This window comes from Pseudoalteromonas sp. SK18, assembly GCF_001974855.1.
Taxonomy (GTDB): domain Bacteria; phylum Pseudomonadota; class Gammaproteobacteria; order Enterobacterales; family Alteromonadaceae; genus Pseudoalteromonas.
Genome location: NZ_MTQB01000003.1, coordinates 151,075 through 166,238 on the forward strand (window position 1 = coordinate 151,075; position 15,164 = coordinate 166,238).

Genomic DNA, 15,164 nt, shown 5'->3' on the forward strand with positions numbered 1-15,164 from the left:
TCTAAAATAAAGTAATAGTACTCGTAAAAGGGTTATTTGACGTCAAAGTGCAAAGCGTATGGTTGCCTCACATACCCTTGGTAAAGCTGTCTATATGCTGTTTAAATCATTATTCTTAAAAAATTATTTCTTCGTTGTTTATATAAATAAAATAAGTAAGGAGAGCAATTAAACACACGCATTAATTTTATAAAACAACGCATTAATTGAGTGAACTTGTTATTATCATAAAATCAGCGCGCATAAATAATAATTAAAATTTTAAAAAGTGAAATTCAACATGCTAAAAAAAACAATCTTAGCTATTGCCTTAGCAGCCACCTCGCTGCCAAGCTTAGCCGACAGTAACAGCGATTTAAAAACCATTATTGATAATCACTGGCAAAACGCCAAAGCTGAAAAAATATTTTTTAGAACCGATCCAGACGGTTGGAAACCAAACGGCACATTACCAAATTGGAGCGAGCAAGCCATTGCTAAGCGCCAAGCTTATAACAACAGCGTACTAAAAAGCTTAGCCAGCATTGACCCAAAAACACTCAACAACGAGCAGCTAATGAACTACCGCTTATTTATATATGAGCGAGAAACAGAGCAACAAAGCTACCTTTATCAAGATAAGTATTTTCCGGTTAATTTTTTAAGTGGCTGGCATACTTACTTTGCAGAAGCGCCGGCTAACATGGCCTTTTTAACCGCTGATGATTACAACGCATTTTTAATCAGCCTTGGTGATTACCCGCGCTTTAATCAGCAAAATATTGATTTAATGAAACAAGGTATAAAAACAGGGTTTACTCATTATTGTAAAACCTTTGAAAATTACAGCCAAAGCATTAGCGCTCATATAGTTAAACAACCTGAGAATAGCGCCTTATATGAGCCATTTACTCGCATCCCTAATACATTTACTGCAGCGCAAAAAGAAACTTACCAAAATAAAGCTAAAACATTAATTGAAGAAAAAGTAGTTCCTGCTTATCAGCACTTTTACGACTTTTTTAAAAATGAATACATGCCACATTGTAGAGCTCAGCCGGGTATTGCAAGTATTAAAGGGGGCCTTGATTACTACAATTACACGGTTAATTATTACACCACCACTGATGCTACCCCTAAACAAATTCATGAACTTGGTCTAAAAGAAGTGGCGCGCATTAAAGCACAAATGCAAGCCATTATTGATAGCGTTGGTTTTGATGGCAGCTACAGTGACTTTTTAGAATTTTTAGCAACCGATGAGCAATTTTACGCAAAAGACGCCCAAGATTTGCTAGAAAAAACCGCTTTTATAACCCAAAAAATGTATGGCAAACTCCCTACTTACTTTGGCCATTTGCCGCGTAACACCTTTACTATAAAAGGCTCAGCGAGTCGCGGTGCGTTTTATATGCCACCTGCTGATAACCGTTCACCTGGTACTTATTTTTTAGCCTCAACTCCAAAACTGCAGCCTTTATATAATTTAGAAGCACTTAGCCTGCACGAAGCTATTCCTGGGCATCATTTACAAAACGCCATTGCAATGGAGTTAGACGTTCCTGAATTTAGACGCACACTGAGTCACTCAGCATTTGGCGAGGGCTGGGCACTTTATACAGAGCGTTTAGGTAAAGAAGCGGGCTTTTACCAAAGTCCATACAGTGACTTTGGTCGTTTAGGCTACGAAATGTGGCGCGCAGTGCGCTTAGTGGTTGATACCGGCATTCATGCCTTTGGCTGGAGCCGCCAAAAGGCGATTGATTACTTGGCTGATCATACCGCCTTGCCACAAAGCGCAGTAGAAGATCAAATAGACCGCTATATTTCTTGGCCAGGCCAAGCGCTTTCATACAAAATGGGCGAAATTAAAATACGCGAACTACGTGCAAAAGCCGAAAAAGAACTAGGCGCACAATTTGATATACGCAGCTTTCACGATACCGTTATTGGTCAAGGTTCACTTCCTATGGCGGTACTTGAAGATGTAATTAACGACTGGATAGCACAGCAAAAAGTAGCTATCTAAGATACAACGGAAACAAATTGAGAGGTGGTATTGTTATCGCCTCTTTTTAAAGCCTTATTAAACACCTTAAAACTAATCCCTGCTCACTTTTGCTTCGTAAAATAAATGATTTTAAAAACCAGAGCATAAGTATGAAAAAACGTATTCTGTATTGGCTGCAAAATGACTTGCGCATTGACGACAACCCCATACTCAATGATTTATCACAACAACAATGTGAGTTGGACCTGGTCTTTGTGATTAACCCTGCTTGGTTTAAAAGCAATAACTACCAACAAAAACCCTATGGTGTCCACAAACAACGCTTTTTAATGCAAAGCCTATATGAGCTACAGGAGTCTGCTTTAGAGCTTGGCCAAACTTTACATATTATTGAAGGCGATCCAGTTGAGGTATTAACACAGCGTATTAATGAGCTTAGCATTGACGAAGTTGTATATAGCCAGCAAATAGGTGTATATGAACAGCGCCAAATTAGTGCTCTTAAGTCAAAATGCACGACTGTGGTATTTAAATCTGTGATGCAAGATACTTTATATCAACAACAGCAACTGCCCTTTGAACTAGCTAATTTACCAACAGGCTTTACACCTTTTAGAAAAAAAATTGAAGCGGCAGAAATTAGTTTAGCCACACATACATTTTCAGCGGCAAGATTGCCTCCACCTATTATACTTTGCGCAAAACAACCGATAGAAAAGCCAGCAACAGGGAATACACAATTACTTGGTGGGCATCAGGCTGCGCTTGAGCACTGCCAGCAGTACTTTTCATCGGCTTTACCGAGTAGCTATAAAATCACTCGCAATGAGCTGGATGGCTTTGATAACTCAACAAAATTTAGTAGTTGGCTGGCTTTTGGCTGTATTAGTGCCAAGCAAGTTTTTTGTGCAGTAGATGCTTATGAAGCGCAGTATGGAGCAAACGAGTCAACTTACTGGATCAAGTTTGAATTGCTCTGGCGTGAGTATTTCAAGTGGCATGCGATTAATGTTAAGCATCAGTTATTTACCTTTAAAGGTAAGAAACAAAGCTCGCCACTCACCACGTTTAGCCCGAATCGTTTTGCTAAATGGTGCCAAGGCAGTACACCTTACCCGTTAGTTAATGCCATTATGAAAGAGCTAAACGAAACGGGCTTTATTAGCAATCGCTCAAGACAAATCGTTGCTAGCTGTTTAGTCAACGAACTACAACTAGACTGGCGTTATGGTGCGGCTTACTTTGAGCAACAGTTAATCGATTACGATGTGGCGTCGAATTGGGGTAATTGGCAATATATTGCTGGAGTTGGTGTCGATCCGCGCGGCGGACGTCACTTTAATTTGCAAAAACAAACTCAGCAATACGATCCGCACGGTGAGTACATTACCAAGTGGCAAGGAAATGAGCATTGCGATGCACAATTAGATGACTTAGACGCCGCTGATTGGCCTGTGTAAAAATAAAACCTCGAACATGATATTGGCTAGCTGACTCTCGTTATAAGCCCAAGGTTAAATCTTGGGCGAGAGTGTCGCTGGGTTTTTCTACTACGCGGTTAACTTCAACCCCGTTATGCTTAACAATAAAAGTGGGGGTATATTGTAAGTCATGCGCCAGGGCAATACCTGCTTCATCACGTTTGTCATAACCGACTGTAACAAAAGTTATTTTCGAGAGTTTGACCTTCGATTCATCGAGTAACTTTATTAATCGGGGTACTTCACGGGCACTGTCATGACACCACGTACCTAAAAGCACTAACACCTCTTTACCTGCTAATTTTTGCATCAATGCAACGTCTTGCGGTGTGGGCGAAAATGTTTGGTATTGCTTAGCAAATTTATCGTGCTCGCTTAATAAACGCTTAGCAGTAACAGCGTCCGAGTGTGGTTTGAGCGTTGCATTCACTGCTAGTGGTAAACTCAACATTAAAAGAAAAATTAATTGTTTAAACATAATCTTATACTTAAATAGTGTTTTAGTTACTATACCCACAATCGAGCTTAAGTAAATAAAAGTTACTTGCTTTTATCCATAAAATCATCCACTTGTGATAAAACGGCTAAGTACTCACGTTTGACTTCTTTGTTTTGTTCTAATTTATCTAAATCACCGATTAACGTCACTAATTGCGTATGTGAATAACTCGATGTTGTTCTAAACTCGTTCGACGCCCCCACACCACTGAGTCGTTTTCTTTCATCCATACGATGACTATCTTCATTTTTCTCGAGCCAAATATCGTTAATAAGACGAATATTACTCTCACTGGTGGTGGTTTCTTTCAATTCTTTTTTTAGCTCGTATTGAGATATTTCGGGATTAAACTGATACACTTTTTTATCTACATCCACCTCATGAGCCTGATCAAGGGCAACCAATTCGTTATTTTTTACAGCTGTGCCAATAGTGTAATTTTCTTGTTTATCATAATAATCAGGAGGGATGTCAGAGCGGTTACCTTCTTCATAATTAAAACGCGTACTCGCCGTTTTATCTTGAGTAACCCCAGTTAACCCTGCTGATTTTTGGTGTTCTGTATTTTGACTCAGCTTTGTGGTGCTTGTTGCTATGTAATCCCCCTGATCCATTGCAAAAGAGAATTTTGCATCAAAATCAGCTAACTTAGAAATACCATCACCTAAGGAATTTTTATTACTGCTACCTAGCCCTTGGTAGCGCGGATATTTGGTGATCATGTTGTCAACTAAATTAGCGACAAGCTCGCGTCCATTAGTAAACTGCTTTGTAGCAACCGACTCAATTTCACTATAGCGCTCAGCAGCTGATGACATACTACTAAACGCACTTTTAAAAACAGCCAACCCTTGTTTCATCACTTCATCACTTTTGTGGCCAAACGCAGAGCGTGTACTTTTCTCAGAGCTATTGAGCTGGCTATCTTCTAAGCTTTTATCGAGCGCTTTTATGTATTGTTGCATTTGGCTTTTGTCTTGAACGCCAATGGTTGACATATCAAGCGAAAAATCAATATTGTTTTGTCCGTTTACCGATTCAAACTCCAGTATTTGCTGCTCAGAATCCTCATCAAGGGTATAACTTAAATTAAGCTCATTATCTGTTCCAAGGAGGGCTCCATCAGCATCGGTAGTATTTCCCTCTGACGTTGAAAAATACAAATCAAAACCCGAAAGTTCTTTGTTATCAAAATTGCTTAGAAAGCTTAAATCTAAATCAGCTTGGTTTGCGGGTACGTAACGACTGTAAGCGCTTTGTTTAGCCTTAAAAAATTCATCCGCCATTTCGCCAACACCAGAAAGTACTTGCGTTAATGCTTGGTGTTCAGACTCTGATAAGTCGCCATCCACTTCATAACTTACACTAAATTCATCAGTGGTTTTGCCGCTTTCTTCATCGTAACCTTGTGCAGAATGAAAGGTGATTTTAATAACATCACCCTCTTTGGTTTTTACCGAAAGCTCAAATCCATAGTTATCATCGTCTTCAAATCGCTCGCGATTAAAGCTTTCCATGAAAGGGTTAAGTGAGCGTTCAACACGCTGTTGGCTAGATGCTAAAAATGTTTTTTGATTAAATCCCAGTTGCCCTAAGTTTGATAAAATATCGCTAGTGTTGGCATAAGCACCTTGGATATTTTTTACCGAAGAATTTAAGCGCTCAATTAACTGATCGCTACGTTCGTTTTTTAATAAGCCCTCTTGCTGAGAGCTTATTACCGTACGTAGTGCAACCTCTTCACTAGAGAGCTTATAATTTGAGCCACTGGGTGTGCTGGAAATCGTGAGTAACGAGGATAATTGCTGATTAAGTATTTCATCGACTTGTTGGTCACTAAACTGACTGAGCATTTCATCAGTGATTGTTGCCGAACTTAGCGCTAAGTGAGCACGCGATTGCAAGCCTGTGGGCACCGTGGTTTGGTTTGAATTATTGACCGATTGGGCAAGCAACGCATTTAGGTTAGCATAATTGCCTTGTAGTTTATTAACCATGATTATCCTTAATCTTCAGTACAATGACTTATTGTATCGGCCATTTAGCACAGAACTTTAAGGTTAATAATTCAACAGACACAAAAAAATACCTTAAAAGTAATTAGCAGGTTTTGGCAAGCAGTGACTTTAATATGTCTGGAACAAATTTTCGCTGCGCGGTAATGGCATAAAAATGCTCAAACGCATCGGGTAAACGCTGATACTCAACCAGTATTCCTTGTTCTATTTCATCTTTTACTACAACTGATGGCAATACCGATAGTGCACCACTATCACGAGCAAGTAATCGCAGCATAGCCATATCATCAGCCTCCGCTTTTATTTTTGGCTGATACTGCCAACGAGCACACAAAGCATTAAATGAGTCTCTGATAGCTGAGGTTTTAGCGGGTAACACCCATTGTGCATCCGTGTAACCTGCTGGAAATTGGCCACGTATTTTTTTATCAGCGGGGCCAACTATAGCTAATGGCTGACGAGATACCAACTGACTTTGCCAAAGCTGATCGTAGTGCTCAAGCCCGATGGGTTTATTGGTTAAAACTAAATCCAATTCATGTTCTGCCAAGCCATTTAACAGCCCATCCATACGCCCTGCAGTCAGAGAGAATCGTACTTCGTCATTGCTCATTAAGGGATTTATAAACTCTTCGATAAAGTTTCGAGAGAGTGTATTAAGCACTCCGATTGATAAATGCTGGGTTTGCGAAATCACTCCTTTATGAATAAAAGAAGATAACTCCTCACCTTTAGTAAATATATCATTGGCGTACATTTGCACCCGCTTTCCCATATCGGTTAATGCGAGTGTGCGGCCTTTTCGTTCAAATAACTCAATATTAATGGTGTGCTCTAATTGTTTTATTTGCGTAGAGAGCGCTGACTGAGACAAATGCAGCTCTTTCGCGGCTTGGGTTAAGTTACCAATACGAGCAACCGACCAAAAATAATATAAGTGATGATAATTTAAACGGCTCATTACTGTTCTCTTTTATAGAACGTTTATATGCATTATATCTATTTTTATTTAGTTATCTAGTTTGCCATACTTTGATCACTAAATAAGGAGCACTGAATGAGTGAGTATATTATTTCGTTGTTACTGCTAATAATGCCTTTGAGCACATTTATAGCAGCCTGGTTAATTGGCCAACAATCGCGCGCTTCAAATGGTCATGTGCTGTTTAAAGTAATGGTGTTTAATAGCATTGCATTTATAACAGCTATTACGCTTCATCAAATTTATGCTTTTGATTTACTCAGTTTCTTATCGCTGACCATGACCCGAATTATTATGCTGGGGCTTATATTATTTATCACGCTGATATTGATTCGCTTTTGTAAGCACTATATGCAAGGTGAGCCACGTGTAAACTACTTTTGGCGATGGCTATTACTTACCATCACTGCCGTATTAGTTGTGGTTATGAGCAACCACTTAGCGCTATTTTGGCTAGGCTGGGTGGCGATAAGTTTAGCACTACATAAACTATTAATGTTTTACCCTGAGCGCCCTCGAGCGGTGCTCGCCGCCCATAAAAAATTTATTGTGGCACGTGTTGCCGAATCCTTATTACTGATTGCATTTGGTATTTTGTGGTTCATTCACAATAGTCTGTACATAACTGATATAACCGCCTTTTATCACTCCACCACACAACCATTGTCTTTTGCAGAGCAAGTCGCTGCTTTTTTAATTGCCTTTGCGGCTTTAATAAAATGCGCTCAACTCCCAATACACGGCTGGCTAATTAAAGTGGTTGAAGTACCCACACCGGTGAGCGCTTTATTACATGCCGGAGTCATTAATTTAGGAGGCTTTTTATTAATTTTATTTGCGCCTTTGTTTATTCAAGCTAGCGCAGCACAATGGTTAATTTTAATTGTTGCTGGCTTAACTACAGTGATCAGCGCATTAATAATGACCACTCGAATAAGCGTTAAAGTTAGGCTTGCTTGGTCTACTAGTGCGCAAATGGGGTTGATGCTGGTAGAGTGTGCGCTGGGATTATTTGAACTGGCTTTACTTCACCTTGTTACCCATTCGACTTATAAAGCTTTCGCATTTTTAAACTCAGGTAATGGCGTAAATGAAGATCTGATCCGCCGCCATATTCCAAAACAATCACCCACATGCTTTGACTGGTTAGCCGGTGCGCTTATTTCAATAATAATCGTTGGCGCAGCATGGGTTATTAGCTCTTATCAGGGAGCGGTAAGTATTTGGTTGCTTTTAGCATCAGCATTAACCATTTTGCTTGCTAATCAGCATGGTACGGCTACTGCAAAAACACGTAGTAAAAAACTGTTAATTGCACTATTGGTGGTCTTTAGCTATGTGGCAGCTAAAAATATCTTTGCGTTTGCACTTCCCCTTGAGCAGTGGCGTGAACCTGCATTTAGCTTAGCCGACAGTTGGGTAATAGCCCTTATTTTAACCTTAATGATAGCAAGCTACTGTTTGCGCTATCAATCTTGGCGCCCTCAGGTTAAATCACTATCTACTTTATTATTTGCAGGCTTGTATTTAGATGAGTGGTTTACACGACTAACACTAAAAATATGGCCGATAAATTTGCCTAATAATGGCCACACTGATTTAAAAAATCATGCCGCTGGGATCACTATTGAGGAATCAAAATGAGCAGCCTAACGCCTTCAAATAACACTGCACTCTCGCTAAGTGACAGTCAAAACAACCTACTTAATAAAGTATGCGGTTACATAGCACCAAACTGGCCGCTAGATCAGATGATTGCAGTAAACCCATTTTGGGAAATGCGCCATATGCCAATTGAAGATGTAAGCGCACGACTGGATACCTTATGTAATGCCAACATGCTAATGCCTAAAGATTTTTATCTGCAAAAATATAACACCGGCATAATTACCGACAAACACTTAGCCGATGCCGCAACGCTACTTAATAGTGACTTTAATAAAGAGCAACTATTACAAGCGCTTAAGATTGATGTGCCATTAGTGGACTGGCACAACATTGCTGATTTACTCGACCAGCAACGTAATAAGCATAAAATGGCTTGGCATGATGAAATTACTCATCAGTTAAGTCAGTTTTGTGCTGCGCATTATCAACAACTCGGTCCTATGCTGCATCGTAATGATACTAAAGCCCCATCTGAATTATATCGCCATTGGCTTACTGTTATTCAAGCTGATAAAGGCATTAGCATTGTTATGGATGAACGGCATTTAAATGGCTATTTTAAGCAATTACCCACATCCGCTGATGAACTAATTGCACTGACTCTTAAAACGCTAAACATAGATAATGACTCGTTAGAGTTATACGCGCACTCATTGCTCTTAGATATTAACGGTTGGGCATCGTGGCTTGCGTATTTACGTTTTCAAGGTCAGCTTTACGACACCCCAACAGATGAGATGAAGCAACTTCTAGCCATGCGCATGGCATGGGACTTAGTAATTTGGCAATACCTGACCGATCACGATAGTGCTACATTTAAACAACTGCAAAGCCAGTGGCAACAAGAAAAGGCGCTTGTTGTTGAGCGCTTACATGCACATAAATTAGCACAAAAGCCATTATGGGTGTGGGCAAAAGCAATGGAACTCAGCTTTCAATATCCGCTTAATGAGGCTCTGCAAACCGCGACTAAAGCCCCGGTGACAAACGCTCAATTACAAGCAGTGTTTTGTATTGATGTTCGCTCGGAAGTGATTCGCCGTGCGCTAGAGTCTCAAAGTCAACATATTGAAACGTTTGGCTTTGCCGGTTTTTTTGGCTTGCCACTAGAATATCAAGAAAATGGCAGTGCTATTACTCGCCCACAGCTCCCTGGGCTACTTAAACCGGCTATACATGCCACGCAAACTCACAAAGACGCGACACTTGAAGCATCACGCCAAAATAGTGCCACATGGCAAAGCTGGTCAAAATCGGCCCCTTCATCGTTTTCTATGGTTGAGTCAGCAGGCTGGCTGTATGCATTTAAATTAATAAAAAATACCTTTTTATCTAAAGGCGATGCTAAAAAGTGCACTCCGACTGACTGGCAATTAACACAAAACCAGCAGCAACTTACCCTAAAAGACAAAACCGATTTAGCCCAAAAAGTGCTTACAACTCTAGGTATAAAAGAGTTGGCACCACAGGTAATGTTAGTGGGTCACGCTAGCCATACAACTAATAACTTACACAGTGCTGGCCTAGATTGCGGCGCCTGTGGCGGGCAAAGTGGTGAAGTTAATGTGCGAGTACTCGCAAGCCTACTTAACGATTCCCAAGTACGTCAAGCGCTTAAAACTCGGGGACTCACACTGCCAGAAAATACCCAGTTTATTGCAGCCATTCATAATACAACCACAGATGTGATCACCACCTATGATGCTCAACTGGATGATAATCTAAAAAAATGGCTCAGTGTGGCAACGCAAACAGCTCAGCAAGAGCGCTTAGTTAATATAGAACCAGAACTGGTTGATAAATCAGCGGATGAAATTAATCACGCTTATCATCAACGTGCCCGCGATTGGTCGCAGGTGCGCCCTGAATGGGGACTTGCAAATAATGCCGCCTTTATTGTCGCGCCGCGCGTATGGACGCGAAATATTAACTTACAGGGACGCTGTTTTTTACACGATTATGAGTGGGAAAGCGATGGCGACTTTGCGATATTAGAGCTTATTATGACTGCGCCTATGATAGTCACCCATTGGATCAATAGCCAATACAATGCCTCGGTTAACGACAATCACAAATACGGCAGTGGTAATAAAATACTTCATAATGCGGTGGGCGGTAACATAGGCTTATTTGAAGGTAACGGTGGCGACCTGCGCATTGGCTTGGCCATGCAATCGCTACACAATGGCGATAAATGGATGCACGAACCTATTCGCCTCAATGTATATATTGCTGCGCCACAATCAGCAATCTCAGCAATTTATAACAAGCATACGATGGTGAAGGAACTAATTGATAACCATTGGCTAACACTCATTCGTTGGGGCGATGACAATACGCTAGAGCGCTTTGAAAATGGACACTTCACTGCAATTGCTCTCTCTACAGAGCGAGTATAATTTATGTTAAAAGCCGTCATTGCCACTAAACATAAAAAGGCACCTTTGATCGCTCCTGCATTAGAACCACTTGGCTATAATGTGGTAACAACCAGTCTATTTGATACCGATACGCTTGGGATGTTTACTAATGAGGTGCAGCGTGATTGCAGTGCCCAAACAGCGGCACTAATAAAAGCTCAACGCGCATGTGAACTCACTGGCGAGCAATGTGGGCTTGGTAGTGAAGGCAGCTTTGGAGGTGGGCCATACCCTGGGTTAATGAACTGGGATGAAGAAGTAATTTGTTTTTACGATAAGCGCACTAATACTGCTATTTATGGACACGCTGGCGGGCCATTTTCACCCAGCAGCTTAGCCATTAACAGCGAGACTAACGTTGAATCAATCACGACTGCATGCCAGCGCTATAAAGAGCAACACTGGATACTTGATGACACTCAAACACTTTATAAAGGGCTAAGCTTTGAAAGCTTGGTTGCTTTATTTACAGAAAAATCGCCCAAAGCCGGCATAATCACGCCGGATTTAAGAGCCATGTATAGTGGGCAACGCCAAGCTATTATTCGCCGCGCTGCCGAGGACTTAGCAAGACGGTTGGCATCAAAATGCCCACAATGCCAGAGTGCTAACTTTGTTGCTAAACAGCTCACTAAAGGCTTGCCTTGTGAGCTGTGTAACATGCCCACACAACAAGTAAAATCAACAACCTCTTTGTGTGATTGCTGCGGCTATAACCATATTGAAGCGAATGAAAAACACGTTGCTGATGCAACATATTGCCAGTTTTGTAATCCTTAAGAGTTATTATGACATCATTACAACCAACTCAATTATTAAATACTGAAGAGCGTATTAACCAAGCCGTTGCATTATTAAAAGCCGGCGAATGCGTCGCTTTACCCACAGAAACTGTTTATGGTCTAGCTGCAGATGCGACTAACAGTGGTGCCGTAGCGAAAATATTTACCGCGAAAGGACGCCCAACAAATCACCCGCTCATTGTGCATATTCCCAATCAGTCGCATCTACACAATTGGGCAAAAAATGTAAATAAGGCAGCCATCACGCTTGCTGATGCATTTTGGCCTGGCCCACTCACCCTAATTTTAAATGCTAAAGATAATTTAAACAGCCCGGTAACCGGTGGCTTGCCAACCATTGGACTTCGCGTGCCTGCGCATCCTGAGTTTTTAGCGGTACTCAAACAATTAAACACCGGACTCGCAGCTCCCTCTGCTAATCGATACAAGCAATTGAGCCCAATCAACGCAGCTCATGTTATGCGCGATTTAAATGGTCGAATTAGTGCGGTATTACAAGGAGGTGAATGTAATGTAGGCATTGAATCGACTATTGTCGATGCCAGCTCAGAGCAGTTACGCATATTACGCCCAGGGCCAATTTCAGCGGCTGATATTTTGCAAAAAACTGGACTGCATGTCAGCACGCCACATTCACATAACGAAGTGGTACCGGGTAATGTAAAAGCGCATTATCAGCCTCATGCACCAGCCATGTTGGCTAATACTGAAGATTTCGCTAAAATTTTAAGTGAAAACTCTCAGGATAAAAGTCACTATTTAATCTATTCGACTCAAGTGCAACAGCAATTATTAGCGGGCGATATTCCATCAAAACGTATTACTAAGCTAAGTAGCTGCCCTATTGAATACGCTAAAAATATGTATAAAACACTGCATCTTATTGATGAGACAACACCATTGAATATTTATATCGAAAAGCCGCCCATAGGCAGTGAGTGGGCTGCAGTGAATGATCGCCTTAGTCGTGCGGCTACTAGTTAGCTTGCAAGTATTCAATTACAGAGGTGGCGTTCACAGGTTTATAAAAGTAATACCCCTGAAAACGTTTACAGCCAATATCCACTAACATATCAAATTGTGCCTGCTCTTCCACGCCTTCAGCGATAACGCTTATGTTATGGCTGTTGGCAATAGCAATAATACTTTGCACCATGCTGTTAGACTTAGGGTCTATTAAAATATCATCTACAAAGCTTTTATCTATTTTAAGTTCATCTATGGGCAGGCGTCTTAATAAACTCAGTGACGAGTAGCCCGTACCAAAATCATCCATCGAGAAACGTATTCCACGCGATTTTAAGCTCAGTATAGTTTCAATCACGTGTTCAAGATTATCCATAAACAATGATTCTGTAATTTCTAAAATGATACTGTGCGCAGCTACATTATTAGTCTCTATGCTTTGCAATAATGTCGGAATAAAAGCACTGCTTTGAAATTGCATCACTGAAATGTTGATTGCCAGTTCAAGAGGCGTATCGCTATGTTGTTGCATCTTTGCAAACTCACTAATAGAGCGCGCTAAAACAAAGTCACCGATTTTAAAAATTAAATCACTCTGCTCCGCAATAGCAATAAACTCAGCAGGTGAAACCATGCCTAACTCGCCATCATGCCAACGAATAAGTGCTTCCATAGCATGAATTTTACCCTGTTCATTTACTTGGCATTGATAGGCCATAGAGAATGATTGCTCACTTAGCGCTACATTTAACCGCTCTTCTACTTTTAAACGGCGTAAATAAGCTTGTTTTATATCTGCATGGTAATGACACAGCCACTGCCCTGTGTCTTTTGCCCATTGATTGGCTAAGTGTGCACTGCGCACCAGCTTACTTTTAGTTATACCATGCTCTGGGTAGTTGGCCACACCAACACTAATATTTAAAGGACGTTCAGAATTATTAACTTCGTAATGTTGAATGCTAGACTCTAGGCTTTGTTCAAACACGTGCCTGTTTTGCTCATCCAATAACTGTGGCGTAATAATGCAAAATTCATTACCACTGTTTCTAAAAACCAAATATGGAGCTGCAAATGTAGCTTGCAACATTGCGGCATAGGTTTTAATGGCCTTATCACTATACTCCATACCGAAGCGATTATTCATCGAACGTAAATTGGTAATGTTAATAATTGCTAAGCTAAACGATGTCTCTTTTTTCGCTTCAAAACTATCACGCAGTGCTTTTCGATTAGGTAACTTAGTTAAATCATCATTACGAGAAAGATAAAACAGCTCATCAATCCGTTTTTGCTCAGCGCGAGCAATAAACCTAAAACCAAAATATAACACCGCACAAATTAGTAAATAAATGAAAGAATACCAACAGACTTTCCAATAAAATACACTTTTTATTGGCTGCATCGCCATATGAGAGAGAGTCCATAATTGATAACGATTATCAAATTTTGCAGATGTAATATAAGGCTTACCTCCTACCTGAGTATCAATGCTAAACACTTCTTCTGAAGATTTAAGTATTTCTTTAGCCTTACCCGTTTGCTCTACTAAAGCATTATCAGATAACCCTAGTGCCTGCTTGATTGTAGTTTTTGTATAGCTGGCTATGTCTGCATCTTTCACGGAAGTGTATTGAATAAAACCATCAATCTCTCTTGCTAACATAATGTAATCGTCACTATTACTTTGCAAAACATTAAGGTATTTAGTACCTCTTGACACTGCCATTCCCGCAGTCATTACCGCAATCACAGTGCCACTTTTGTCGCGTAATGCTTTCCTTATTGGAATCACCCATTCTTGTAACGACTGATTAAAATAGGTTTGCCCTAACACCATTTTGTCTGAACCAAGGGTTTGTGCAAAAGTTTGACGGGTTTTTTCATTTTTTTTCAAGTTGATCATTGTTAAGGCATTTAAATTTGAGCTGTAGTAAATAATTTCCCCTTGGGGATTAAACAGTCCAAAGCCTAATAACACAGGGTTTTCTAGTAAAATATTGTCGAGGAGTTTAATTGTTGATGTTTTCTCGGGTAAGTTATTGTTTGAAAGAATGTCTCTGCCAATTAAATCCAGCATAAGTTCTTTATTTCTGAGAGTACTTTTAAGCGCTTGCGCAGAAAATTCCACGCGATTTTGGGAGCTCGTGCGGTATTCTTTTTCGATATTTTGCCATTCGTAAGCCAACAGAATGCTAACTAGGACTAGTCCGCCCAACAGCAAAAAACAAAAGAGTTTCCATAAATTATTTTTTATTAGTGCCATCTAATTTCTCACAACCCCGCCACAACCCGTTCGGTAGTGTGTTATGTATTTGGGCCCTTAATTGCACTTTA

10 protein-coding genes are annotated in these 15,164 nt (G+C 40.5%); 6 read left to right on the top strand and 4 right to left on the bottom strand.

The genetic code is table 11. The features are described from left to right. Positions 1–280 precede the first annotated feature (280 nt). Positions 281–2,008: a DUF885 family protein gene (locus tag BW139_RS04145; RefSeq protein ID WP_076918787.1), complete on the top strand. Its 1,728-nt coding sequence runs from the start codon at positions 281–283 to the stop codon at positions 2,006–2,008. Positions 2,009–2,139: 131 nt separating this feature from the next. Beyond that, on the top strand, positions 2,140–3,450 hold the full coding sequence (locus tag BW139_RS04150) for a DASH family cryptochrome (RefSeq protein ID WP_076918788.1): 1,311 nt from the start codon (positions 2,140–2,142) through the stop codon (positions 3,448–3,450). A gap of 40 nt (positions 3,451–3,490) precedes the next feature. Here the strand turns inward: BW139_RS04150 and BW139_RS04155 are convergent, their stop codons facing one another. The 3 genes from BW139_RS04155 to BW139_RS04165 all read right to left on the bottom strand — a co-directional run bounded on the left by BW139_RS04155 (position 3,491) and on the right by BW139_RS04165 (position 6,949). Next, positions 3,491–3,949 carry a thioredoxin family protein gene (locus BW139_RS04155; RefSeq protein WP_076918830.1) on the bottom strand — a complete coding sequence of 153 codons (459 nt, stop codon included), beginning with the start codon at positions 3,947–3,949 and terminating at the stop codon, positions 3,491–3,493. Positions 3,950–4,011: 62 nt separating this feature from the next. Further along, positions 4,012–5,967, bottom strand: a complete 1,956-nt coding sequence (locus BW139_RS04160; RefSeq protein ID WP_076918789.1) for a hypothetical protein — start codon at positions 5,965–5,967, stop codon at positions 4,012–4,014. A gap of 103 nt (positions 5,968–6,070) precedes the next feature. Then, complete coding sequence (locus BW139_RS04165) at positions 6,071–6,949, bottom strand: LysR family transcriptional regulator (protein ID WP_076918790.1); 879 nt, start codon at positions 6,947–6,949, stop codon at positions 6,071–6,073. A gap of 96 nt (positions 6,950–7,045) precedes the next feature. Between BW139_RS04165 and BW139_RS04170 the strand changes: the two genes are divergently transcribed. From BW139_RS04170 to BW139_RS04185, 4 genes are read left to right on the top strand one after another with little or no spacing between them, the layout of a single operon-like run. Beyond that, positions 7,046–8,614 carry an NADH-quinone oxidoreductase subunit L gene (locus BW139_RS04170; RefSeq protein ID WP_076918791.1) on the top strand — a complete coding sequence of 523 codons (1,569 nt, stop codon included), beginning with the start codon at positions 7,046–7,048 and terminating at the stop codon, positions 8,612–8,614. Then, entirely contained in the window at positions 8,611–11,037 is a 2,427-nt protein-coding gene (locus BW139_RS04175) for a YbcC family protein (RefSeq protein ID WP_076918792.1), read from the top strand. The genes BW139_RS04170 and BW139_RS04175 overlap by 4 nt, the downstream gene beginning before the upstream one ends. A gap of 3 nt (positions 11,038–11,040) precedes the next feature. Continuing rightward, on the top strand, positions 11,041–11,838 hold the full coding sequence (locus BW139_RS04180) for a DUF6671 family protein (protein ID WP_008114393.1): 798 nt from the start codon (positions 11,041–11,043) through the stop codon (positions 11,836–11,838). A gap of 8 nt (positions 11,839–11,846) precedes the next feature. Further along, complete coding sequence (locus BW139_RS04185) at positions 11,847–12,845, top strand: L-threonylcarbamoyladenylate synthase (protein WP_076918793.1); 999 nt, start codon at positions 11,847–11,849, stop codon at positions 12,843–12,845. Here BW139_RS04185 and BW139_RS04190 read toward each other — a convergent pair. Beyond that, positions 12,838–14,907 carry an EAL domain-containing protein gene (locus BW139_RS04190; protein WP_254844945.1) on the bottom strand — a complete coding sequence of 690 codons (2,070 nt, stop codon included), beginning with the start codon at positions 14,905–14,907 and terminating at the stop codon, positions 12,838–12,840. The two genes, BW139_RS04185 and BW139_RS04190, sit on opposite strands and share 8 nt — an antisense overlap. Positions 14,908–15,164 lie beyond the last annotated feature (257 nt).